This is a genomic window from Nocardia lasii (assembly GCF_042658545.1).
GTDB lineage: Bacteria > Actinomycetota > Actinomycetes > Mycobacteriales > Mycobacteriaceae > Nocardia > Nocardia lasii.
The window spans coordinates 41,400-65,025 of sequence record NZ_JBHSQN010000001.1 but is presented as its reverse complement, the minus strand read 5'-3'; the positions used below and the strand labels follow the sequence as shown (position 1 = coordinate 65,025).

The 23,626-nt window shown below is 69.3% G+C and carries 23 protein-coding genes; 7 read left to right on the top strand and 16 right to left on the bottom strand.

Annotated elements, in window-relative coordinates:
* The first annotated feature begins 4 nt into the window (after positions 1-4).
* The gene (locus ACFP3H_RS00320) at positions 5-1,423 is read left to right on the top strand and encodes an NAD(P)(+) transhydrogenase (Re/Si-specific) subunit beta (protein WP_378599559.1); all 1,419 of its coding nucleotides are present in this window, start codon (positions 5-7) and stop codon (positions 1,421-1,423) included.
* A 155-nt stretch (positions 1,424-1,578) separates the two neighbouring features.
* Here ACFP3H_RS00320 and ACFP3H_RS00315 read toward each other — a convergent pair whose 3' ends face one another.
* The 4 genes from ACFP3H_RS00315 to ACFP3H_RS00300 all read right to left on the bottom strand — a co-directional run bounded on the left by ACFP3H_RS00315 (position 1,579) and on the right by ACFP3H_RS00300 (position 6,544).
* A complete protein-coding gene (locus ACFP3H_RS00315; protein WP_378597937.1) occupies positions 1,579-2,715 on the bottom strand; it encodes an isochorismate synthase in 1,137 nt (378 codons plus the stop codon).
* Positions 2,716-2,781: 66 nt separating this feature from the next.
* Positions 2,782-4,344 (bottom strand): MFS transporter, encoded by a 1,563-nt coding sequence (locus ACFP3H_RS00310; RefSeq protein WP_378597935.1) that lies wholly within the window; start codon positions 4,342-4,344, stop codon positions 2,782-2,784.
* A gap of 60 nt (positions 4,345-4,404) precedes the next feature.
* A complete protein-coding gene (locus ACFP3H_RS00305; RefSeq protein ID WP_465263746.1) occupies positions 4,405-5,559 on the bottom strand; it encodes an MFS transporter in 1,155 nt (384 codons plus the stop codon).
* A 136-nt stretch (positions 5,560-5,695) separates the two neighbouring features.
* Entirely contained in the window at positions 5,696-6,544 is an 849-nt protein-coding gene (locus ACFP3H_RS00300) for an NAD(P)H-binding protein (RefSeq protein ID WP_378597933.1), read from the bottom strand.
* A 159-nt stretch (positions 6,545-6,703) separates the two neighbouring features.
* Between ACFP3H_RS00300 and ACFP3H_RS00295 the strand changes: the two genes are divergently transcribed.
* The gene (locus ACFP3H_RS00295; protein ID WP_378597931.1) at positions 6,704-7,636 is read left to right on the top strand and encodes an AraC family transcriptional regulator; all 933 of its coding nucleotides are present in this window, start codon (positions 6,704-6,706) and stop codon (positions 7,634-7,636) included.
* Positions 7,637-7,643: 7 nt separating this feature from the next.
* A complete protein-coding gene (locus ACFP3H_RS00290; protein ID WP_378597929.1) occupies positions 7,644-8,060 on the top strand; it encodes an acyl-CoA thioesterase in 417 nt (138 codons plus the stop codon).
* Positions 8,061-8,124: 64 nt separating this feature from the next.
* Here ACFP3H_RS00290 and ACFP3H_RS00285 read toward each other — a convergent pair whose 3' ends face one another.
* From ACFP3H_RS00285 to pdhA, 5 genes are all read right to left on the bottom strand, one after another.
* The gene (locus ACFP3H_RS00285) at positions 8,125-8,340 is read right to left on the bottom strand and encodes a hypothetical protein (protein WP_378597927.1); all 216 of its coding nucleotides are present in this window, start codon (positions 8,338-8,340) and stop codon (positions 8,125-8,127) included.
* A 94-nt stretch (positions 8,341-8,434) separates the two neighbouring features.
* Positions 8,435-9,238 (bottom strand): SDR family oxidoreductase, encoded by an 804-nt coding sequence (locus ACFP3H_RS00280; protein ID WP_378597925.1) that lies wholly within the window; start codon positions 9,236-9,238, stop codon positions 8,435-8,437.
* Between the two features lie 154 nt (positions 9,239-9,392).
* Entirely contained in the window at positions 9,393-10,700 is a 1,308-nt protein-coding gene (locus ACFP3H_RS00275; RefSeq protein WP_378597923.1) for a dihydrolipoamide acetyltransferase family protein, read from the bottom strand.
* Positions 10,701-10,715: 15 nt separating this feature from the next.
* Complete coding sequence (locus tag ACFP3H_RS00270; protein ID WP_378597921.1) at positions 10,716-11,690, bottom strand: alpha-ketoacid dehydrogenase subunit beta; 975 nt, start codon at positions 11,688-11,690, stop codon at positions 10,716-10,718.
* Positions 11,687-12,769: a pyruvate dehydrogenase (acetyl-transferring) E1 component subunit alpha gene (pdhA, locus tag ACFP3H_RS00265; protein ID WP_378597919.1), complete on the bottom strand. Its 1,083-nt coding sequence runs from the start codon at positions 12,767-12,769 to the stop codon at positions 11,687-11,689. Before pdhA ends, ACFP3H_RS00270 begins: the two co-directional genes overlap by 4 nt.
* A 170-nt stretch (positions 12,770-12,939) precedes the next feature.
* On the opposite strand from pdhA, the gene ACFP3H_RS00260 reads away from it, so the two are divergent.
* On the top strand, positions 12,940-13,434 hold the full coding sequence (locus ACFP3H_RS00260) for an Lrp/AsnC family transcriptional regulator (RefSeq protein ID WP_378597917.1): 495 nt from the start codon (positions 12,940-12,942) through the stop codon (positions 13,432-13,434).
* A 3-nt stretch (positions 13,435-13,437) separates the two neighbouring features.
* On the opposite strand, the gene ACFP3H_RS00255 is transcribed toward ACFP3H_RS00260, so the two are convergent.
* Entirely contained in the window at positions 13,438-14,640 is a 1,203-nt protein-coding gene (locus ACFP3H_RS00255; protein ID WP_378597915.1) for a benzoate/H(+) symporter BenE family transporter, read from the bottom strand.
* Positions 14,641-14,902: 262 nt separating this feature from the next.
* Between ACFP3H_RS00255 and ACFP3H_RS00250 the strand changes: the two genes are divergently transcribed.
* Complete coding sequence (locus ACFP3H_RS00250) at positions 14,903-15,721, top strand: sulfurtransferase (RefSeq protein ID WP_378597913.1); 819 nt, start codon at positions 14,903-14,905, stop codon at positions 15,719-15,721.
* Positions 15,722-15,768: 47 nt separating this feature from the next.
* Here ACFP3H_RS00250 and ACFP3H_RS00245 read toward each other — a convergent pair whose 3' ends face one another.
* On the bottom strand, positions 15,769-16,455 hold the full coding sequence (locus tag ACFP3H_RS00245; RefSeq protein WP_378597911.1) for an HNH endonuclease family protein: 687 nt from the start codon (positions 16,453-16,455) through the stop codon (positions 15,769-15,771).
* Between the two features lie 134 nt (positions 16,456-16,589).
* Here ACFP3H_RS00245 and ACFP3H_RS00240 point away from each other — a divergent pair, with 134 nt between their 5' ends.
* Complete coding sequence (locus ACFP3H_RS00240; protein WP_378599553.1) at positions 16,590-19,385, top strand: DEAD/DEAH box helicase; 2,796 nt, start codon at positions 16,590-16,592, stop codon at positions 19,383-19,385.
* Positions 19,386-20,135 (top strand): SWIM zinc finger family protein, encoded by a 750-nt coding sequence (locus ACFP3H_RS00235; protein WP_378597909.1) that lies wholly within the window; start codon positions 19,386-19,388, stop codon positions 20,133-20,135.
* Here ACFP3H_RS00235 and ACFP3H_RS00230 read toward each other — a convergent pair.
* The 5 genes from ACFP3H_RS00230 to ACFP3H_RS00210 are packed head-to-tail and all read right to left on the bottom strand — an operon-like array spanning position 20,114 to position 23,624.
* Positions 20,114-20,539: a DUF3224 domain-containing protein gene (locus tag ACFP3H_RS00230; protein WP_378597907.1), complete on the bottom strand. Its 426-nt coding sequence runs from the start codon at positions 20,537-20,539 to the stop codon at positions 20,114-20,116. The genes ACFP3H_RS00235 and ACFP3H_RS00230 overlap by 22 nt on opposite strands.
* A gap of 42 nt (positions 20,540-20,581) precedes the next feature.
* Complete coding sequence (locus ACFP3H_RS00225; RefSeq protein WP_378597905.1) at positions 20,582-21,340, bottom strand: ESX secretion-associated protein EspG; 759 nt, start codon at positions 21,338-21,340, stop codon at positions 20,582-20,584.
* A 19-nt stretch (positions 21,341-21,359) separates the two neighbouring features.
* Entirely contained in the window at positions 21,360-22,565 is a 1,206-nt protein-coding gene (locus tag ACFP3H_RS00220) for a WXG100 family type VII secretion target (protein ID WP_378597903.1), read from the bottom strand.
* A 26-nt stretch (positions 22,566-22,591) separates the two neighbouring features.
* A complete protein-coding gene (locus ACFP3H_RS00215; protein ID WP_378597901.1) occupies positions 22,592-23,053 on the bottom strand; it encodes a hypothetical protein in 462 nt (153 codons plus the stop codon).
* A gap of 46 nt (positions 23,054-23,099) precedes the next feature.
* Positions 23,100-23,624, bottom strand: coding sequence for a DUF3558 domain-containing protein (locus tag ACFP3H_RS00210; RefSeq protein WP_378599550.1), 525 nt, complete (start codon positions 23,622-23,624; stop codon positions 23,100-23,102).
* Positions 23,625-23,626: the final 2 nt, after the last annotated feature.

Sequence of the window (23,626 nt, the reverse complement as noted above, 5' to 3'; positions counted from 1 at the left end):
CAACATGACCTACCTGGTCAACGGCCTCTACATCGTGGCCTTCTCCATGTTCATCTACGGTCTGATGGGCCTGACCGGCCCGAAGACCGCCGTGCGCGGCAACCAGATCGCCGCGGTCGGCATGGCCATCGCCGTCGTCGCCACCCTGATCTCGGTGCGGCACGCGGCCCTGCTCAATTGGATCCTGATCGGCGCGGGTCTGATCGTCGGTGTGGCACTGGGTGTTCCGCCCGCCGTGCGCACCAAGATGACCGAGATGCCGCAGCTGGTCGCGGCGTTCAACGGTGTCGGTGGTGGCACCGTCGCGTTGATCGCGTGGGCCGAATTCGTCGACAGCGCGGGCTTTTCCGAGCTGCACTCCGAGCCGACGATCCACATCATCATCGGTTCGCTGTTCGCCGCGGTGATCGGTTCGATCTCCTTCTGGGGCTCGATCATCGCCTTCGCGAAGTTGCAGGAGATCCTGTCGGGCAAGCCGATCAGCGTCGGCCGGTTGCAGCAGCCGCTGAACCTGATCCTGCTCGTCGGCTCGATCGTGTGTGCCGTGGTGATCGGCCTCGGCGCCGACAACGGCGGCGTCTCGCAGCTGTGGATGATCGGGCTGCTCGTGCTCGCCGGTGTGCTCGGCCTGATGGTCGTGCTGCCGATCGGCGGCGCGGACATGCCGGTCGTCATCTCGCTGCTCAACGCGCTGACCGGGCTGTCGGCCGCGGCGGCGGGTCTGGCGCTGAACAACACCGCGATGATCGTCGCGGGCATGATCGTGGGCGCCTCGGGCACCATCCTCACCAACCTGATGGCCAAGGCCATGAACCGCTCCATCCCCGCGATCGTGGCCGGTGGCTTCGGTGGCGGCGGCGCGGCGGCGGCCTCCGGTGACGGTGAGGCGAAGTCGGCCAAGGCCACCTCGGCCGCCGACGCCGCGATCCAGATGGCCTACGCCAACCAGGTCATCGTGGTCCCCGGTTACGGCATGGCCGTGGCGCAGGCCCAGCACGCGGTCAAGGAGATGGCGCTGCTGCTCGAGGCCAAGGGTGTCGAGGTCAAGTACGCGATCCACCCGGTCGCCGGCCGGATGCCCGGTCACATGAACGTGCTGCTGGCCGAGGCCGAGGTCTCCTACGACGCCATGAAGGAAATGGACGACATCAACGGTGAGTTCAACCGCACCGATGTGGTCCTGGTCATCGGCGCCAACGACGTCACCAACCCGGCCGCCCGCGACGACAAGTCCAGCCCGATCTACGGCATGCCGGTGCTCAACGTCGACCAGGCCAAGAGCGTCATCGTGCTCAAGCGCTCGATGAACTCCGGTTTCGCCGGTATCGACAACCCGCTGTTCTACGCCGACCACACCTCGATGCTGTTCGGCGACGCGAAGAAGTCGGTCAGCTCGGTCACCGAGGAACTGAAAGCGCTGTAGGACAGGCGAATCAGCGTCGGCACACGCGGTCGTCGCAACACTCTCGATCCGAGAGGTTGCGGCGACCGTCGTCGTTTCCGGGGTAGGGCCGAGACACGAATAGGGGTCGCTACCGTCCGTAGACGGCACCGGCCCCTATTCGATAGCGGGTGTTCTCAGCCGACGCCGACCGGCAGTTCGGTGATGCCAAGCGGCCCGAGGATGCGCTGGAGTTTGCCGGTGGTCTCGGCCAGTTCGGCGGCCGGGTCGGATTCGGCGACGATGCCGCCGCCCGCGTAGGCCAGCAGCGCGGTGCCGTCGGCGGCCAGTTCGGCGCAGCGGATGCTGACCATCCACTCGCCGTTGCCGTCGGCGTCGCACCAGCCCACCGCGCCCGCGTAGAAGCCGCGTTCGCCCTCGAGTTCGGCGATCACCCTGGCTGCCGCGGCGGTGGGGGTGCCGCAGACGGCGGGGGTCGGGTGCAGGGCGATGGCCAGTTCCAGCGCCGAGGGACCGGCCAGCGGGACGGTGGCGGTGATGGGGGTGCCCAGGTGCCACATGGCAGGGGTGGAGGTGAGTTCCGGTGCGGGCGTGTCGACGTCGGCGCAGCGCTCGCGCAGCACGGCGCCGACCTGGTCGGTGACGAAGCGGTGTTCGGCGTGGTCCTTGCTCGAGGCCAGCAGGGCTTCGGCGGCGGCGCGGTCGGCGGCGGGGTCGTCGAGGACGCGGCGCGCGGAGCCTGCCAGCGGGTGGCTGAGCACCTCGTTGCCGGTGCGGCGCACCAGGATCTCCGGGCTCGACCCGACCAGTGTGGTGCCGCGATAGCGTCCGCCCGCGACGGACAGGTCGACCAGGAAGCCGTTCGACAGCGGGTCGGAGGCGACCATGAGATCCAGGATGTCTTGCGCGCGAACCGGTTCGGGCGATGCCGCGCGAACCGCCCTGGCCAGCACCACCTTTCGCACCGGATGGGCCGGGTCGGCCAGGAGCTCGACCGCGGTGGCCACCCGCTGCCGGTGCTCCTGCGGGGTCGGTAGCGCGGCGTCGAGGTCGAATCGGGGCGTGGCGGGGGCGCCGGGCTCGTGCGGGGTCTGGGTGATGGTCACCGAATCCGGCGCCCACAGGGCCGCCGGTGCGCCCGGCGTGAACGGCAGGGCCCCGACGATGTGGCTGATCCGGCCGCTGCGCAGCGCGGTGACGGCCTCGTGCGCGGAGCGGAACATCGTCGCCCCGGCCGACGCGGACACCATCCGCTGGGGGCGCGAGAGCACGAACGCGGGGTCCGCGCCGGTGGTGTTGCTGGTCCTCGACATTGCGTTCAACTCCTCCAGGGGTCGAGCCGCCCGGCGTCGACTCGTGGAGGTTAGCCTAACCTGATTTCATTCTGTGGCGGTATCTTCGTCGGGGGCCGGGATATGGCGCAGCAGCACCATCACGAGGGCGGCGGCGATCCCGGTGAGTCCGATGCCGACGATCGAATTCACTTGCAGCGCATGGGTATAGGCCTGTCGGGCCACCGTGGTCAGCTCGGCGCCGAGCGCCTCGGGCAGCGACGCGGCCACGTGCAGGGCGCCCGCGAGAGTGTCCTCCGCGACATGGGCGGCCTCGGCAGGCAGTCCCGCCGGGATGCTGCCTTCCATCTGACCGCGATACACCGCGGTGCCGATGCTGCCGATCACCGCGACGCCCAGGGCCGTCGACAGTTCCTGGCCGGTCTCGGAGATCGCCGAGGCGGCACCGGCGCGGGCCGGGTCGACCGCGCCGACGATCAGGTCGAGGCCGAGTACGAACATCGGGCTCAGCCCCAGCGAGAACACCACCATGCCGGTGACGATCAGCGCGAGATCGTCCTTCCCGGAGAGCTGGGTGAACAGCGCGTACCCGACCATCGCCAGCACCAGGCCACCGGTCATCAGATACGCCGGTCGGACCTTGGGCGCGACCGCGCTCACCAGGCCCGCGGCGACGACCATCGCCACGGCCTGCGGCACCGTCCACAGTCCCGCCTGGAAGGCCGAGAGCCCCAGCACCAGTTGCAGATACTGCGACAGCAGCAGGAACAGCCCGCCCATCGCCAGCATCGCCACCATCAACGCCACCAGCGACCCGCTGAAGCGCACATTCGCGAACAGGTGCAGGTCGATCAGCGGATTGGTCAGGCGGCGCTGCCGCAGCACGAACACCGTGCCGAGCACGAGCCCGGCCACCAGCACCCCGAGCGCCTCGATCGACCAGCCGTCCTTGGCCAGTTCCTTGATGCCGTAGATGACGGCCATCACCGACAGCAGCGACAGCAGCGCGCTGAGCAGGTCGAGCTTGCCCGGGTTCGGGTCCTTGTACTCGGGCAGCAGGAACGGCCCGGTCGCCAGCAGCAGCACCATCGCAGGCACCGCGACCAGGAACACCGAACCCCACCAGAAGTGCTCGAGCATCGCGCCGCCGACCAGCGGGCCGATCACCATGCCGACCATGAAGCTGGTCATCCACACGCTGATCGCGGTGGTGCGCTGGCGGTCGTCGTGGAACATGTTGCGGATCAGCGCCAGGGTGGAGGGCATCAGGGTCGCGCCGGCGACGCCGAGCAGCGCGCGGGTGGCGATCAGCATGTCGGCGCTGGTCGAGTAGGCGGCGAGCACCGAGGCGACGCCGAACGCGACCGCGCCGATCATCAGCAGTTTGCGGCGGCCGATGCGGTCGCCGAGGGTGCCCATGGTGATCAGGAATCCGGCGACCAGGAACCCGTAGATGTCGAGAATCCACAGCAGTTGCGAACTGCTGGGCTCGAGCGCCTCGCTGATCCGGGGGATCGCGAGGTAGAGCACGCTCAGGTCCATCGAGATCAGCAGGGTCGGTAGGGCCAGTACCGCCAGCCCGATCCATTCCTTGACGCCTGCCCTCGTGGTGGCTTCCGACGGGGTCTGCTCGTGCTCGGTCGAGGTCACCCCACGAAGGTACCGACGAATCGGGCGGGCGTGCCAGCGAGTTTCTCGCCCCGGCGCGACCTACCCCCGGGGGGTGACGATGTGCGCCGCGCCCGCGCACGCCAGCGTCAGGATCAGCGGCACGGTCAGCGCCGCGGTGAGCGGGACCAGTGCGGTGAGCCAGCCGATGAACGCCGGTCCGGCCAGTAGTCCCAGGTAACCGATGGTGAACACCCGCGACATGTCCGTCGCCGCGGTGGTGCCGCCGAGGTTGCCCGCAGTGGTGAAGATCTGCGGCACACCACCGGCCAGACCGAGCCCGCACAGCGCCCATCCCAGCAGCGTCAGCGGCAGCCACGGTGAGGCGATGATCACAGCGAATCCGCCTGCGGCGAGCAGACTTCCGTACCGCAGGACGGCCACCGGACCGATCGCGGCGCTCACCCGATCGGCGAGGAAACGACCCAGGGTCATGGTGGCGGAGAAGGCCCCGAACGCCAGGGCGGCATCGGACTCGGACACGCCCAGGTGGTCGCGGGCCTGCAGGGCGCTCCAGTCCGCCGCGACGCCTTCGGCGAGCAGCAGCACGAACGCGACGGCACCCAAGGCCAGGACTTTCCGGCTGCGATCGGGGCGTTTCGTCCCGCTGTCGAGCGCTTGTGCCGGGGCGTCCGGGTGCGCGACCAAGCGCGGCACGAGCAACACGGTGACGACGAGCCCCGCGACGCTCGCGCAGGTCAACGTCAGCTGCGGTGACCAGCCCGCCCGCTGGGTGGCGGCGCCGAGCAGCGCACCGGCGAACGCCCCACCGGAGAACATGGCGTGGAACGCGGACATGATCGGTCGCCCGTAGGCCCGTTCGATGAACACCGCCTGGGTATTCATCGACACATCGAGCGCACCGTTGCCGATCCCGTAGCACGCCAACGCGATCGCCAACGTGACAGCATCCGTGGCCAGCGCGGGCCCGACGATGGTGACCGACACGGTCGCCGCCGCCACCCCCACCAGCGTCCGACTGCCGAACCGGTCCGCCGCGGGCCCGGCCGCGCGCATCCCCACCAGCGCCGCGCCCGCCATGAGCAGCACGAGCACCCCGAGCGTCGCCGGCGATACACCGGTCTGCGCGGTGATCGCCGGAATGTGCACCACCCACAGCGCCAACAGAATGCCGCTCAACGTGAACGCCCCGAACACCGCCACCCGACTCAGCCGAAGCCCCCACGCGCCACTCACCGATTCGACGCTACCGCCCCACCCCACCCCCATTCCGCGATACGCCGAACGGCATCCCGCTCCCGGCCGGGGGTTCAAGATCACCACGCTCTGGTGGCGCGAGATGCCGGTGGATTGCGCCACCAGAGCGTGGTGATCAGTTGTCCAGCGGGGTCCAGACGCCGGTGGCGGCGGTTTCTTTTGCGTAGCGGGCGAAGTCGCGGGGTGCGCGGCCGAGGGCGCGCTGGACGCCGTCGGCGGTGGGGGTGTTGCGGCCGTCGAGGACGGTGCCGAAGAGGTAGTCGAGCAGGGTGATCACATCCTGGGGGAGCTGGTATTCGGTCAGGGCCGCGACGAATTCGGGGCGGGTGACGGGGACGAACGCGATGTCGCGGCCGGTGGCTTCGGCGATCTCGCCCACGGCCTCGGCGAAGGTGAGGGCGCGCGGGCCGGTGAGTTCGTAGAGTTCGCCGGCGTGGCGGGGGTCGGTGAGGGCGGCCGCCGCCACTTCGGCGATGTCGTCGACGTGCACGAACGGCTCTCCCACCTCGCCGTTGGGCAGCGCGACGGTTCCGGCCAGCACGTCGTCGAGGAAGGCGCCCTCGCTGAAGTTGTGGGCGAAGAAGCTGCACCGCACGATGGTCCACCTCAGACCCGAATCCCGCACGATCGCTTCGCATTCCAGCGCCTCGGGTTCCCCGCGACCCGACAGCAACACCACCGAGCCGACCCCGGCGGCACGGGCGGCGGCGGTGAACGCGCGGATCACGTCCGGGGCGCCGGGGACGGCCAGGTCGGGTTGGAAGGCGAGGTAGACGGAGTCGACGCCGGTCAGAGCGGGTGCCCAGGTGTCGCGGTCGGTCCAGTCGAAGGGGATCGCGGCGGTGCGCGACCCGCGTCGGACCCGATGGCCCCCGGCCTCGAGGAGGGCGGCGACCCGGCCGCCGGTCTTGCCCGTCGCGCCGGTGATGAGGGAAAGCTGCTGGTCAGAAGCGTTGTTGGTCATGAGATAAGTACACCGTCGGGAAGGTCGCGGCAACATCGTCGCGACGCTCACGAACATGCGCCTTCGTCTACCGTGGATTTCGGGGTGCGGCTCGCCGACGCCCACGACACGACGGCGGTACGTGGTCCGGCCGGGAATCACGGAGAGGCGGAACAGCCAGTGGATGCGTTAGCGGCATTACTCGAAGGTCCACGGGCACGGGGTGCGTTCCTCATGTGTTCCTTGCTCGACCCGCCGTGGTCACTGCGCGTGCAGGACGAGGCGCCGTTGACGGTGCTCGCGATGATTCGTGGAAACGCTTGGGTCAGTACCGATTCCGGGCCGCCGCGCCAGCTCCGCGCGGGTGATGTCGCGGTGTTCCGTGGGCCCGCGCCCTACACGGTGGCCGACGACCCGGCGACCGAGCCGCAGATCGTGATCCGACCGGGGCAGGTCACCACCACGCCCGACGGTGAGATCCTGTGCGAGACACTGAGTCTGGGCGTGCGCCAGTGGGGTACCGACCCCGACGGCGAGACCCTCATGGTCACCGGAACCTACGAGTCGGCCGGTGCGGTGAGCAGGCGACTACTGCGTGCCCTGCCGCCGGTGGCGGTGCTGGCGCGCGGTGAACTCGACACCCGCCTGCTCGACCTGCTCGTCGACGAGGCCACCAAGGACCTGCCCGCCCAGACCGCTGTCCTGGACCGCCTGCTCGACCTGCTGCTCATCGCCGCCCTGCGCGCCTGGTTCGCCCGCGACGACGCCCCCGCCTGGTACCACGCCTACAGCGACCCGCTCATCGGCAAGGCATTGCGCCTGCTGCAACACAATCCGGCCCACCCCTGGACGGTGGTGGCGCTGGCCGAGGCGGTCGGCATGTCGCGGGCGGCCCTGGCGCGCCGGTTCGCCGAACTCGTCGGGGAACCGCCGATGACGTTCCTGACCGAATGGCGGCTCTCGCTGGCCGCGGACCTGCTCGCCGAATCCGACGCGACCGTGGAGGCCATCGCCCACCAGGTCGGTTACGGCAGCGCGTTCGCCCTCAGTACCGCGTTCAAGCGCCATTTCGGTGTGAGTCCGCGCGATCACCGACAGCGCGGCGCGGCATGATGGCCCGATGAGCTATCCCGTCCTGTGGCCGATGCCGACCCGGTGGGCCGACAACGATCAGTACGGCCACGTCAACAACGTGACCTACTACTCCTACTTCGACACCGCCGTGAACGCCTGGCTGATGCGCGCCACCGGCACCGACATCACCGCGCTGCCCGCGATCGGCGTCGTCGCCCAGACCTCGTGCCGATTCCACGGTTCGGTGAGCTTCCCCGACGAGCTGCGGGTCGGCCTGCGCATCGCGCGCCTCGGCACCTCGAGCATCACCTACGACCTGGCGATCTTCCGCACGGGCGCGGAGGGTCTCGAACTCGCCGCGACGGGCGAGTTCGTCCACGTCTATGTCGACGCCGAGACCCGCAAACCGGTGGCGATTCCCGACGTGGTGCGCACGGCAGCCGCGGAACTCGTCACCGAATAGGGCTCAGGACGCGATAACTCCAACTTCTGGGGAATGTCTCGTCCGGGCCCGGTCTGTCGGCCTCTCAGGACGCGATAACGCCCACCTCGGGCCACTCACTTCCCCTGCGGGCGCGCAGGATGATCTGGCCCGCCGGGGAGCCCGGTGGCCCGGGTAGCGCGGCGAAGGTGGTCTTGTCGATCACCAGGGAGTAGTCGAGTTGTTCTCGGCTCGGACCCCAGACATATTCGACTTCGGTGCGTTCGTCACGAACTTTCTTGAAATACATCAGTTTCGCCATCGCCGGATCTCCGCGTAGACCTCCGCCGGTCAGCGGATCGTGATCGGCGGCTGATGACCATCGTGACAGGAATCGAGCGATCGCGCAGCTATTCTCACCCGCCGAGCATGCTCTGGTACCGGCGCATGCCCGAAATCCACCGGTCGTAGTCGCCGCTCTTGTTGCGATACATCTGCAGAACTTCCGGGTGCGGCAGGATCAGGAAGTGCTCCTCGGCCATCGCGGCGACCACCGTGTCGGCGACCTCCTCGGGCGTCAACACCGCTCCCGCCGTCCGTACCGCCTTGACGGCCAGTTCACCGGCCTCCGGGTTGTCGGGAATGAGCCCGCCGGTGAGCAGTTGGGTGTCCACGCCCATCGGACACAGGCAGCTCACCCGAACTCCCTTGTCGCCGTAGGTCACCGACAACCACTCCGCGAACCCGACCGCCGCGTGCTTGGTCACCGAATAAGGGGCGGAACCGATTTGGGTCAGCAGCCCCGCGGCCGACGCCGTGGCGACGAAGTATCCGCTGCCGCGCTCGACCCAGCCGGGCACGAGCAATTTCGCAGCACGCACGTGCGCCATCACATTGACGTCGATGGTGGCGGCCCACTGCGCCTCGGTACTGTCGAGACCTGGCCCACCCCCGATCCCCGCGTTCGCGAAATACATTTCGACCGGCCCGAATTCGCGTTCGGCGACAGCGATCAATTCCGCGATCACCGCCTCGTCGGCCACGTCCCCACCGACCGCGACCGCGTCACCACCGAGTTCGGCGGCAACCTTCTCCGCATTCCCGACATCGAGATCGGCGACCACCACCCGCGCGTCCCCGGCCACCAACCGATGCGCCAACGCGGCCCCGATCCCCGCCCCCGCCCCCGTAACAATCGCGACTTTGCCCGCTATCTCCATCCCCGCACGATAACCGCGCCCCCACGGCCCCCGCACCGCTTTCCCCACCATGGACCGGCCCACGGGGACCTGCGCATACCTCGGCCGCACCGGTCGCGCGGCTCGAATCCAGCGTCCGGTCGAGGGCGCGGCGCGACAGCCGCGCCGAGGTGGTTCAGACGCGACTGAGCAGAGTCAACGGGTCCTCGAGGAACCCCGCCGTGGTGGCGAGGAAGCGCGCGCCCAGTTCGCCGTCGATCATGCGATGGTCGAAGCTGATCCCGAGGGTGGTGATCCACCGAATGGCCAGCTCGTCGCGGAAAACCCACGGCCGCTGGCGAATCGAGCCGAGGCACAGGATCGCCGCTTCGCCCGGATTGACCAGGGGGACACCGGTGTCGACGCCGAAGACGCCCACATTGGTGAGGGTGAAAGTTCCCCCGCGTAGGTCGTTCGGGGTCGCGTTGCCGGAGCGGGCGGTGTCGGCGGCCCAGCTGATCTCGCGGCACAGTTCGCGCAGGCTCAGCGAGTGCGCGTCCTTGATATTGGGCACCATCAGGCCACGGTCCGAGGCCACCGCGATCCCCAGGTTCACGTAGTGCTTGGTGACGATTTCCTGGTTCTGTTCGTCCCAGGCGGTATTGATCCCGGGGTACTCGCCGATCGCCGCCAGCACCGCCTTGGCGACCAGCGCCAGCGGGGTGAGGGTGAGCTCGGCGAAGGACTTGGTCGTGCGCAGGTGGTCGAGCAGTTCCATCGAGGCCGTGCAGTCGACGGTGACGAAGGTGGAAGCCTGCGGGATCGTGCGCGCACTGGCCTGCATCGCCGCGGCGGTGCGCTTGCGGATGCCCGTGATGGGGGTGCGGTCCTCGCGCGCGCCCGACTCGATGAGCCCGGCCGCGTCGGTGACGTGCCCGTTCGGCGGCGGCGCGGCGGCAGCGCCGACCCGGACCGGCGTGCGCGGTTGCGTCACCGGCACCGCCGACCTTACGTCCTCGACCGTCACCGCACCCTCCGGCCCCGAACCCGCGACGAACCACAGGTCGATATCGAGTTCCTTGGCCAGCTTGCGCGCCGCGGGCGTCGCCGCGGCCCGATGCGTGCTCGGCGTGCTCGCCGCCATCGACGGCACGGGTTTCCTTCGCCGCGAAGTGGATTCGGCCTCCGGCCCGTACCCGACCAGCACATCCGTGCGGGGCGCGGCAGCCACCTCGAGATCGTTGCGCACCCGGATCAGCGGCGCGCCCACCGGCACCGTGTCACCCGGCCGCGCCAACAGTTCGACCACCACCCCGGAGAACGGCGAGGGCAGCGCCACCACCGCCTTCGCGGTCTCCACCTCGGCGATGGTCTGGTTCAGCTCCACCGTGTCGCCCACCGCGACCGCCCACGACACCAGATCGCCGTCGGCCAACCCTTCGCCCAGGTCGGGGAGGCGGAATTCGAGAACGTGACCGTCATCGTCGGCGGTTGGTTCCGGCACAGGGGGCACCTTTCGTCACGCGGCTAAACAGCGGTCGACCGCCGCCAGAATGCGGTCCGGGTCGGGCAGGTGGTGCTTTTCGAGCTTAGCCGGGGGGTAGGGGATGTCGTAGCCACCGACGCGCAGCACCGGCGCCTCGAGTTGATAGAAACAGCGTTCGGTGATCCGGGCGGCGATCTCGGCGCCGAGCCCCGCGAACACCGGCGCCTCGTGCACGATGATCAACCTGCCGGTCTTGTTCACCGACTCGGCGATCGTGTCGATATCGAGCGGCGAGAGGCTGCGCAGGTCGATCACCTCGAGCGAATGTCCTTCCTCGGCCGCGATTTTCGCCGCCGTCAACGCGGTGGCGACGGTGCCGCCGTAGGCCAGCACGGTGGCGTCGTCGCCGCTGGTGCGGACCCTGGCGCGATGCAGCGGCAGATCCGGTTCCCCTTCGAAATCTACGTCGGCCTTGTCCCAGTAGCGACGCTTCGGTTCGAAGAAAATGACGGGGTCATCGTGTGAAATAGCCTGGCGAATCATCGAATAGGCGTCAGCGGGCGTACTCGGTGATACAACCCGCAGGCCCGCCGTATGCGCGAAATACACCTCCGGCGATTCCGAATGGTGCTCCACCGCCCCGATGCCGCCGCCGAACGGAATGCGGATCGTCAACGGCGCCTTCACCTTTCCGCCGGTGCGGTAGTGGATCTTGGCGACCTGGGAGACGATCTGGTCGAACGCGGGATAGACGAACCCGTCGAACTGGATCTCCACCACCGGCCGATACCCGCGCAGAGCCATGCCGAAAGCCGTTCCGACGATGCCGGATTCAGCCAGCGGGGTATCGATCACGCGGTTGTCGCCGAAGTCCTTCTGCAAGGTGTCGGTCACCCGGAACACCCCGCCGAGTCGGCCGATGTCCTCGCCGAGCAGCACGACCTTGGTGTCGTCCTCCATCGAGCGGCGCAGACCGGTGTTCAGGGCGGCGGCGAAGGTGGTGATCATGACGGCGCTCCTTCGGCGAGAAAGTCCGAGAGCTGTTGGCGCTCTTCGGTCATCAGGGGATGTTCGGTCGCGTAGACGTGGTCGAACATGCGCTCCGGGTCGGGGTCGGCCATGCCCAGTGTGGCGGCGCGCAGGCGGCGGGCGACCTCGTCGGCCTCGGCGGTGACCTGTGCCTCGAACTCGGGGGAGAGCTCGCCTTCGCGCTCGAGGAGCAGGCGCACACGTTCGATCGGGTCGCGCCTGCCCCAGTACTCGGTGTCGGCGGCGGTGCGGTAGCGGGTGGGGTCGTCGGCGGTGGTGTGCGGGCCCATCCGGTAGGTCATCGCCTCGATGAAGGTGGGGCCGCCGCCGGAGCGGGCGCGTTCGACGGCCTGGCGGGTGACGGCCAGCACCGCGAGCACATCGTTGCCGTCGACCTGCACGCCCGCGATCCCGTACCCGTCGGCCCGGCGCACCAGCGGCACCGTGCTCTGCACCGACACCGGTTCGCTGATCGCCCACTGATTGTTCTGGCAGAAGAACACCACCGGCGCGCTCCACGCCGCCGCGAACCCGAGCGCCTCGGCGATATCGCCCTCGCTCGTCGCGCCGTCACCGAAGTAGGCGATGGTGGCGATGTCGGCGCCGTCGAGGTGGGCGGCGTAGGCGTAGCCGGTGGCGTGCAGACCCTGCGAGCCGACGACGATATTGGCGTTGGTCATATTGACCTCGTCGGGGTCCCAGCAGTGGTGCGCGACGCCGCGCCACAGGGCCGTGAGCTGCTCGGGCGGCACGCCGCGGCAGTAGGCGACGGCGGTCTCGCGATAGGAGCAGAAGGCGTAGTCGTCGGGGTGCAGGGCGTGTGCGGAGCCGACCTGGGCGGCCTCCTGGCCCAGCAGCGGCGGCCACAACCCGAGCTGGCCCTGACGTTGCAGCGCCGTCGCCTCCACGTCGATGCGGCGGGTGACGACCATGTCGCGATACAGCTGCCGCAACCGCTCGGCATCGATATCGGCGACCAGCGCGCGATGTTCCCGGTCGTGCACGCGCCGACCGTCGGGCTGGATCAACTGGACCGGATAGGTCTGCTTCTGCGACATCGAGATCGCCTCCTCGCCTCGCGCCTTATGGGCCGATGCAGGTACGACACCCCGCTGAGTGCGACGTGTATCACATAGCATCCACGATTACGCGGTGTGCGCAAGCGGCACGCGCACAGCTGAGCAGAATGCACGTTCTCAGGGGTCGCGCAGCTGTCATACTGCGTCGTATGACCAGTCGCGAACCCGACGTGACCCTCGACGCCACCGACGCGCGACTCCTGCGCGAATTGATCGCCAGCCCCCGCGCCACCGGCGTGGAACTCGCGGCCCGCCTCGGCCTGTCACGCAACACTGTCCAGGCCCGATTGGCTCGCTGGGACGCCGGCGGCGTACTCGGCAGCTTCGAGCGTCGCGTCGAACCCCGCGCCCTCGGCTACCCGCTGGCGGCCTTCGTCGCCGTCGTGGTCGACCAGCACCGTCTCGACGCGGTCGTCGACGAACTCGCCGACGTCCCCGAGGTCACCGAGGTCTGCGGCATGACCGGCGCCACCGACCTCACCGTCCGCATCGTCGCCCGCGACGCCGACGACCTCTACCGCATCGCCGGCGCCATCCTGAAGATCCCCGGCGTAGAGCGCACCAACATGGCCCTGGTCATGCGCGAACTCGTAGGCCCCCGCACCGCCCCCCTCCTCGACCGCCTCGCCGACCCCGCGACGTAGGTGTCAGGTTCCGGCGGGCAGGAAGCGGCGGACGAGCAGGCCGGCGAGGAGGGCCCAGAAGGCGCCGCCGATGCCGAAGAGGGTGGTGCCGGAGGCGGCTACGAGGAAGGTGACCAGGGCGGCGATGCGGTGGGTGGGGTCGCTGAGGGCGCCGGTCAGGGCGGCGGCGAGGGTGGCGAGTAGGGCCAGGCCCGCGACGGTTTCGAGGGTGCCCGCGGGCGCGGCGGCGATGAGGGTGACCAGGGCGGCGGAGGCCAGGCCGAGGACGAGGTAGGTGGCGCCGGCCGTGGCCGCGGCGATCCAGCGGCGTTTGGGGTCGGGGCTCGCGCTGGGGGCGGCGGCCAAAGCGGCGCTGATGGCGGCGAGGTTGATGGCGTGGCCGCCCGCCGCCGCGCCGGCGATGGTGCCGACGCCGGTGACGAGCATGGACGCGCGCCAGGGGACCTGGAAGTCGAACGAGCGCATCACGGCCACGCCGGGAATGTTCTGCGAGGCCATCGTGACGATGTAGAGCGGGATCGTGATTCCGACGATCGCCTGCCAATGCCAGTGCGGCACCGTGAATTCCACGCTCGGAACCATCGCCGAGAAGTTCAGGTGTCGATCGTTGACGACGATGTCGATCCCGGTGCCGACCGCCGCCGTGGCGAACGCGACCAGCACCGCCCATTTCGGCGCGAACCGTTGCAGCACCAACCAGACCAGAATCACCGGCACCACCACCGCGGGCGAGGTCCGCAACGCCTGTACCGGCGCCAGACACAGCGGCAGCAGCACCCCGGCCAGCATCGCCTGCGCGATCGGCACCGGAATCGCGGCCACCAGCGACCCGAGCCGCTGCCACAGTCCGGTGATCACGATGAGCACGCCGGTCAGCGCGAACGCCGCGACCGCGCCGGCCCACCCGCCCACCACCAGCCCGGTACTCGCGAGCAGGGCCGCGCCCGGCGTCGACCAGGCCAGGGTGATCGGAATCCGATACCGGAAACTCAACAGCAGAATCCCGATGCCCTGCGTGAAGCACAGCACCAGCAACCCCGACGCGGCCTGCGCAGGCGTCGCCCCCACGGCCCGCAGCCCCGCCAACACCACCGCGAACGAACTGGTGAATCCGACCAGTGCGGTGATGGCACCCGCGCCGAGCGGTTGCGCGATACCCGCCGGTTCGTCGGCGACATCGGGGGAAACGGTGGAGACCTGCGACATTGTGCCGATCCTGCCCGACTCGACCCCGGCCGTCGCCAGCCAGTACCGCGAAACTGGACTGATTCACCCGCTCGGTGGCAGGTCCAGTTGGGCGCGGTCGGCCGGTCCGGTTTCGAGGCGGGCCCGCATCGTGGGGTCGGGGCAGCCCCCCGAACAGGGGATGGGCGAGGTGTTGGCGCGCCATTCGAGGGTGCGTGGCCGGTTCGGTGCGTAGGGTATCGCCGAACGGTTCGGCAGGCGGGGGCGGCTGGGAGGAGTGGTAGTGGGCGCGGTGTTGATCTCGTCGGCGGAGCTGCGAGAAGAGCTGTCGGACAAGGCGATTCACCTACTGGATGTGCGGTGGGCGCTGGGCGACCCGGACGGTCCGCAGCACTACCTCGACGGCCACATCCCGGGCGCGGTCTTCGTCGACCTGGAAACCGAACTGGCCGCCGCCCCCTCACCGGCCCGCGGCAGGCACCCCCTGCCCGACCCCGGCACCTTCGAGAAGTGCGCCCGCAGTTGGGGTCTGAACGAGGGCGAACCCGTCGTGGTCTACGACGCCACCGGCGGCATGGCCGCGGCCCGCGCCTGGTGGCTGCTGCGCTGGGCAGGCGTCGAGAACGTCCGCATCCTCGACGGCGGCCTGCCCGCCTGGCTCGCCACCGGCGGCGAACTCGCGACCGGCGCCGAACCCGACCCCGTCGACGGCGACCTCGTGGTCCGCCCCGGCGGCCTGCCCGTGATCGACGCCGACATCGCCGCCACCTGGTCCGGCGTCCTGCTCGACGCCCGCGCCGCCGAACGCTACCGCGGCGACGTCGAACCGATCGACCCCCGCGCCGGCCACATCCCCGGCGCCCACAGCGCCCCCACCGCCGAAAACCTCACCCCCACCGGCCACTTCCGCACCCCCGAAGAACTCCGCGCCCGCTTCGCCCCCCACACCCCCGGCCCGATCGCCGTCTACTGCGGCTCCGGCGTCACCGCCGCCCACCAAATAGCCGCCCTAGCCGTCGCAGGCATAGACGCCGCCCTCTACCCGGGCTCCTGGTCCCAATGGTCCAACGACCCGAAGCGCCCGGTCGCCACGGGGGAGTAGACCCGCACACCGAGCCACCTGAGTTCATCGGCGACTAACTCCCGAATTCACGGGCACCCCCGCGCGATGTCGTGCAGTGTCGCGTTGTCGGCGGCGGTGATGGGGAGGTTGTAGGCGACGGCGACCGTTAGGTACTTCGCCGCGTAGAAGCAGTGGTTGGGGCGGGCGGGTGGCAGCCATTCGGCGGGGGTGTCGTCGCCTTTGGATTGGTTGGCGGTGGCGCTGGTGGCCAGGAGGTTCACGGACAGGTCGTTGGCGAAGCGGCGGCGTCGGTCGGGGGTCCAGGCGGCGGCGCCCATGTCCCAGGCGGCGGCGAGGGGATAGACGTGGTCGATCTGGATTCGGCCGCCGTCGGACTTGACGAAGGTGATGTCCTTGCCGGTGTAGGGGTCGGTGAGCACGCCCTCGACGACCACGCAGCGACCCCGATGCACCACCTCGCGCAACTGTGTCGCCAGCACATTGTTGCGGGTGTCGCACCCGTCGTGACCACCGGGCGCGTCGGAGTCGTCAGTCCACGCGGGACCGAAAACACAGCCCTGACCAGCCTTACAACCCCGCTCGTACCCGCCGGGCCGAGGCCGCGCATCGATCACCCGAACCTGATCCAACAGCGCCGTCACCTCGGCGCGCGTCGGACTACCCGGCGCGGGCGCGACCGACTCGTCCGACCCCAGCACCCCACACCCGGCAACCGCGAACACCACCACGAGCAACCACGCCAGCTTCCCCATACCCACAGGTTGTAGCCGGTGGCACCGACAGGTTCCGCTCAACCGCGCCCGCACCGGCAAGTCCTCGGCGTCGCGCGACGGCCGGTGATCGGGGCGTGGGCAACGTGTCGGTGGCACCTGCTTGGATGGTGACCATGCTGCACGGTCTGTGGTCCCCCGAGTCGGGACTACTGCTGTGGCAGGACGGGGAGTCGGTGCCGGCCGGATCCGTGCTGGGCGATCTCGTCGAACGCGCCCGGTTCCGCCACCGCGCGCAGGTCCTCGTCGTCGATGCCGAGGGCGGGCCCGCCACCGCCGAGGTGCGGGCCCACGCCCTCGCGCCCCCGACGGCGGCCACGGTGCTGCGCAGCCGGTTGCCGCGCGAGAACGTCTCCGGTGATCTGCGGTTCCTCGCCCATGTGACGCGCGGGATCGAGAAGTGGGTGCGCGCGGGCCGGGTGGTGCCCCAACTCGAACGCGCCGACGGGCAGTGGTGGGTGCGCTGGCGCCTGGTCGGCGGGCAGCGGCAACGGGCGTGGTTGGCCGAGCTGGCCGCGGCGATGCCCCCGGCGCTCCGGGTCGCCGGCTCGCCCACCGCGCTGCTCGAGGACCTGTGCACCCACCTCACCGACCCGATCGCGCGCGAATTCCTCGCCCACCGCACCATGACGCACCCGCTGCTGATCGCGCTGGTCGGCGACACCGCCCTGGACGAGGGCTCCTACCGACTGTCGGAAACCCTGACCCAGTGGCGCGACGACTACGCCGCCGACGAACCCGAACTCGTCCTTCGCCTGTGCGAACCCGACGGCGAGTTCGGCGCCGTGGACGAATCGGTGGCCCTGTGGCGCCTGCAAGTCTGCCTGCGCCCCGTCGACGACGCCCCCAAACCCGTTGCGCTCGATGATGATCCGGTCATCGTCCGCACCGCCGCGGAGAAACTCGGCAACGCCCGCAAGGCCTACCCCCGCCTGCGCGACCTGCCCACCGACCCGCGCGGCCTCGACCTGCTCCTGCCCACCGAGGTGGTCGCCGACCTGGTCGCCCACGGTGCGCGCGCTCTCCAGGAGGCCGGCATCCGCCTACTGCTCCCGCGCGCCTGGAACGTCGTGGAACCGAGCATGCGCCTGCGCGTGAGCAGTCCCGCCGCCGCCGAATCCACGGTCGGCCTCGACGGATTGCTTTCCTACCGTTGGGAATTGGCGCTCGGCGATCTCGTGCTGACCCAACCCGAGATGGAACGGTTGATCCGCAGCAAGTCGGATCTGGTCCAGTTGCGCGGCGAGTGGGTGCAGGCCGATCACCGCGCGCTGGCCGCGGCCGCGCGCTATGTGGCCCAACACGTCGACGACACCCCGATCACCCTGGCCGACATGATCGGCGAGCTCGCCGCCGAGCGGGTCGACAATGTGCCGGTCACCGAGGTCACCGCGCAGGGCTGGGCGGCGGAGTTGTTCGCCAGGGAGGGCGAACCGGAGCCGGTGCCCGTGCCGGTCGGCTTGAAGGCGCAGCTGCGCCCGTATCAGGAGCGCGGCCTGAGCTGGTTGGCCACCATGAGCCGGCTCAACTGCGGCGCGATCCTCGCCGACGACATGGGGTTGGGCAAGACGGTGCAGGTTCTCGCGCTGCTGGTCCACGAACGCGAGCAAGCCGATCAGGTCGGTCCGACGCTGCTGGTGTGCCCGATGTCGGTGGTCGGCAACTGGCAGCGCGAAACGCAGCGCTTCGCCCCCGACCTGCGGGTGCTCGTCCATCACGGGCCGAATCGCCTGAAGGGTGCGGATTTCGCTGCGGCGGTGACGGATTCGGACCTGGTGATCACCACCTACGCCCTGCTCGCCCGCGATATCACGCTGCTCAACGAGCAGAGCTGGGAGCGCGTCGTCCTCGACGAGGCCCAGCACATCAAGAACGCGGTGACCAGACAGGCGCGGGCGGCCAGGGCATTGAAGGCGCGACATCGCCTGGCGCTCACCGGAACTCCGGTCGAGAACCGCCTGGAGGAACTGCGCGCCCTGTTCGATTTCGCCATGCCGAAACTGCTCGGCAGCCCCCAGTCCTTCCGCGCGAAGTTCGCGGTGCCGATCGAACGCGAACGCGACCAGCAGGCCATCGACCGACTCCGCCTGATCACCGACCCGTTCATCCTGCGCAGGCTCAAAACCGACCCGACGGTGATCAGCGACCTGCCGGAGAAACTGGAAATGACGGTGCGCGCCAACCTCACCGTCGAACAGGCCGCCCTCTATCAGGCGGTGGTCGACGACATGGTGGAGAAGCTCGAAGACGCGAAGGGCATGGCGCGAAAAGGTGCGGTGCTCAGCGCGCTGACCAGGCTCAAACAGGTCTGCAACCATCCCGCCCACTACCTCGGCGACGGTTCCCCGATCCTGCGTCGCGGCGGCCATCGCTCCGGAAAACTGGCCCTGGTCGAGGACGTGCTCGACGCGGTGCTCGCCGACGGTGAGAAGGCCCTGCTGTTCACCCAGTTCCGCGAATTCGGCGACCTGATCCTGCCGTATCTCACCGAGCGTTTCGGCACGCCCATCCCGTTCCTGCACGGCGGCGTCACCAAGCAGCGCCGCGACGACATGGTCACCGGCTTCCAAGCCGAGAACGGCCCCCCGCTGATGGTGCTGTCGCTGAAAGCCGGCGGCACCGGCCTCAACCTCACCGCCGCCAATCATGTGATCCACCTGGACCGCTGGTGGAATCCGGCGGTGGAGAACCAGGCCACCGACCGCGCGTTCCGCATCGGCCAGCAGCGCGCGGTGCAGGTCCGCAAACTGGTGTGCGTCGACACCATCGAGGAACGCATCGACGACATGATCAACGGCAAGAAACAACTGGCCGACCTCGCCGTCGGCGCGGGCGAGAACTGGATCACCGAACTGAGCACCGACGAACTGCGCGAGCTGTTCACCCTCGGCGCCGAGGCGGTGGGCGAGTAGATGGCCGATTTCAGTCAGTTCGGACCGCGCAAACCGGTGCGCGGCGGCGCGCGGGCCAGAGGCGGTTTCGGTCGCACCTGGTGGGGGAAATCGCTGCTCGACGCGGTGGAGAAGGTGGCCGACGCGGGCCGACTCTCGCGCGGGCGCACCTATGCCAGGGTCGGACAGGTGGTGAACTACCGGATCGAACGCGGCGCGGTCACCGCCGAAGTGCAGGGCAGCCAGCCGAGCCCGTTCACCTCGGTGCTCTCGATCCGGCCGCTGCGCGCGGAGGAGGTCGACCTGCTACTCGCCGAGATCCGCGAGGCCCTCGGCATGCTCGCCGAGATCGCCTCGGGCGCCCTGCCGCACGCGCTCGGCCCGCACCTGCTGCCGACCACGGCGTCGGAACTGGACTTCACCTGTAGTTGCCCGGATATGGGTTGGCCGTGCAAGCACGTGGCCGCGGTCTGCTACCTGCTCGCCGAACGCCTCGACGAGCAACCCGGCGACCTCCTCACCCTGCGCGGCCTCGACCTCGACACCCTCATCGGCGGCGTCGAGAAGTCCACGCGCGCCACCGATTCCGACGACCCCTACGGCGACGAGCTGGTCCTGCCCGAGCTGCCCCGCATCGAATTCCACGCCGTCATCGACGATCTCGACCCGATACCGTTGCGCCGCGCCCTGCGCATGTCCTCGGAGGACGAGCAGACCGCCGCGACCGGCCTGCGCGAACTACGCTCCCTCTACACCGAATTCGACGACTGACCCAGTTCGTACTCGAACCAGATGTTGTGCCCGCCTTCGGCATCCACATACAGCGCGCCCGTTCCGGTGATGCCGGTCAGCTCCCCGGTGCCGCTGCCGGGCACGATGTGGAAGAACTCGTGGGTCCGGTCGGTGCCGCCGGTGGTGGCCGAATGGACGAAGTTGAACGTGCCCGCCCGCCCGTTCAGCGCGCCCTCGAACGACTCCATCGCGAAATACGTTCCCGCGCCGGTACTCATGTCGAACGCGGCGGTGAACAGGGTCGCCGAGATGCCCTCGATCTCACCCGCGTACGCCTTCGTCATCGTCGAGACGCCCACCGGCATTCCCGTGACGATCGGCGGCTGCGGTACCAGGTCGGTGGGGTCGAAGGCGGCGATCTCGAAGGTGCCGATGGCTTTCATGCCGCCGATGCTAAACCCGCGCACCGACAGAAACCGTGAGCCTCACCAGACCGCGAGTTCGTCCTCCCGCAGCCGCCGCTGCGCCCGCTCGATCCAACCGGTGAAGCCCACGGTCAGGTCATCGGCGACGGCGGGCCGCACGGTGATCCGATTGTCGGTCCGGCGCTGCAGGTAGCGGCCGTCGCCGGTGAGGTCGATCCACTGGGTGGTGTACCAGGGGTCCGGTCGATCGAGGATGTGGCCGACGAGCAGTTCCGCGCGCCCACCGCCGTCGATGGGCCGCTGTTTCAGAGCCGTGTACGCCTCGGCGGGGCTGCGGCGGGCGTAGGACCGCAGCGTCGGCGCGTCGAGATCGGCGACATCGACGGTGATGGGCGCGTGCCCACCGGGGCGACAGTGGGGAACGCGCGCGGCGAGTCGGCGGGCCAGTTGATCGGCGGGAAAAAGGCGTCCGTGGATCGGACCGTCGACCCGGTCGACGATCGCCTGCGCCAAGGTGACCCCGTGCAGCCCGTTCTGCGCGCCGACGATCCGGTACTCGCGCATCGAACCGGGGACGGATGCGGTGGAACCACCCCGGATCTCGATCCGCAGTTGCCCGAAAGTCAGGGTGTGCAGGGCCAATCGGATCAGTTCGTGCTCGTCGGGGTCGAGTGCGGCCAGCACGCGGGTGCGATGGGCCTGATAGTCGTCGAGCGACTGGTATCGACTCAGGAAATGCAGCGGACGCGGAAACCGGTCGATGCCGTCGTGATACCACAGGGACGCGAAATCATCCGGCTCCCAAACCCATTCAGCCATCGTGGGCCTGTACTCCTGTCTAACTCTGCGGATGCGCCGGGTTCGCCGGGGGCGGCGTGTTCGCGGCGGGCGCGTCGGCCCCGATGACGCCCTCGGGCAGCGTGCGGGGCTGCTCGCCCAACAGTTCCTCGGTATTCGCCGCCGTGATCAGGTAGTCCGGGATCTCGTGGGTGTCCTCGCCGTCGTTTCCTCGGCCGCGCCCGGCGCCCGGCGCGCCCATCATCGGACCCATGCCCGCTCGACCCGCCCCGGCCGAACCCGCCGCCCCGGCAGCCGTTGCGCCCGTGGGCCCACCGGGTGCCGCGCGGCCGGCGATCGGCGCGGCCACCGGCGAACCGGCGCCACCGCCCGCACCGCCGCCACCACCGCCACCGCCACCGCCGGGGGATCCGGTCGACGGTGTCGCCGCGCTGGGTGTGGTCGGGGTCGCCGCCGACGGGGAGGTCGGGGTGTCCGGGGTGGCGCTGCTCGGGGTGGTGTCGTCGCCGTTGTCGTCGCTCTCCTCGCTGGGCGAGGAATCGTCGGTGGTGTCGTCGTCGGTGTCGCCCGGGTCCTGTTCCTCCTGCTGGGAGTCCTCGGTGTCGGCGGGCGCGGTGGCCGGATTGCCCCCGTCCCCGGCATTGCCGCCGCCATTGCCCCCCGACCCGCCGCCACCCGGATTACCGCCGCCGGTGCCGTCATCGATCCCGCCGTGCAGCGGATTGGTGGGGCTGACCGGCACCGACAGTTTCGGAATGGTGCTGTCGGCGTCGCCGAAGGGCTTCACGTAGTGCTGGTCCATCACCTGTCGAGCCTTTTCCTCCTGCTCGTCCGGGTCGACGTTGTTCCAGACATCCCAGGTGCTCGGCGAAGTCCACTGAAAATTCTGACCGAGATCAGGCAGTTCGTCCTTGGTCGTGGTGATCGCCTGCGCGGCCTGCCCCACCCGCGCGGCCAACGCATCCAACTCCGGCGCCAGGTCGGTGGCGCGCTGCGTGTAATTGCGGATCGCCTCCCGCGAGGCCTCCGCCGCCTGCCCGTCCCACGCCGCCGCACTCGACCGATTCATCCGCGCGGCGAAATCGGTGACACCCTGGCGCCACTTCTGCGCGATCTGGCTGTACTGCCCGGCCGCCGCCAGCGCATTGTCGTTGGGCTGCAACGGATTGAACGCCGCATTGATCTGCGGGTGCCGAAACCCCGTCGTGCTCTCCGGCGCGGGAATCTGCTTGTCTTCGAAAACCATCGTCGCTCCACTCGAGGTCGGGTCGGCTACACGCGCTCAGCCGGGGTGTCGCCACCACCGGGCGTGCCCGGTGCGGGGTCGGCGGCGAGGAGTTCCTGGTAGTAGGAGGCGAATTCGGTGTCGGTGGCTTGGTAGCGTTCGGCGATCGCTCGGTGTAGGAGTTGGAGGTCGTCGACGATTTTGTAGTGCTCCTCGAGGACCGCGAAGACACTGTTGTCCGACCCCTGGCCCTTCTCGCGGAACCGCCGCACCAGGGTCTGCGCTGAAACCAGTTCGGCGACAGCCTCACCCAAGCCCCACACCTCGCGCTCCGAGATGTCGGTCGCGACGCTCTGAAGCTCACGAATCAGCAGCTTGAAGGTTTCACACTCGCGCTCGATGTAGACGAACTCCTCGGCATCCACCCGAACGGTCCCACCGAACCGCATGGTCAGTCGGCCTTCTTGCACCTCACTGAGCAGGTCCTGCAAAGGACGTTCACCACTCATTTCCGATCTCCCCCTGATAGAAGTCCGAGCAGTTGTTCCCGGCCGTTCACACGCCCGCCGGAATCAGCGGAACAACCTTCTCCGCCAACCCACGCGCGAGCTGACAGGTGTCCACATGCCCTGTCAACCTGTTCGATTGCGGGTTGGACAGGGAGAACTCCAAGGCCCCGCCCTGCATGGCGACCGTGAGCGTGCACACCGAGCGAGGATCCTTGTTGTCGGCGCGACTGGCAGCGACCGCAGTCCTGCCCTCGATCGTGTACTCGTCGCGCACAGTCAGTTTCGCATTCGCGCGGACTTGGTCGACCGTCAGGTTGGTGACGGTGATACCCGCCGCGTAACTGTCAGGCGCCGCCCAACGGCACCCCCGCCACTTGATCCCGCCGGCTCCGTCGTAGTCGGCATTGTTGTTCGAGCTGGCCACCCGCAGTCGCTCCGAATCCAACACCGACTTCGGAATGTCCTTACAGGGATCAAACCCCGCAGGAACCTCCACCGCGACCCCCTGCCCATTCGACGTGGTGGAGCCCCCAACAGCATCCCCACCCGTCGACCCCCCACACCCGCTCACAA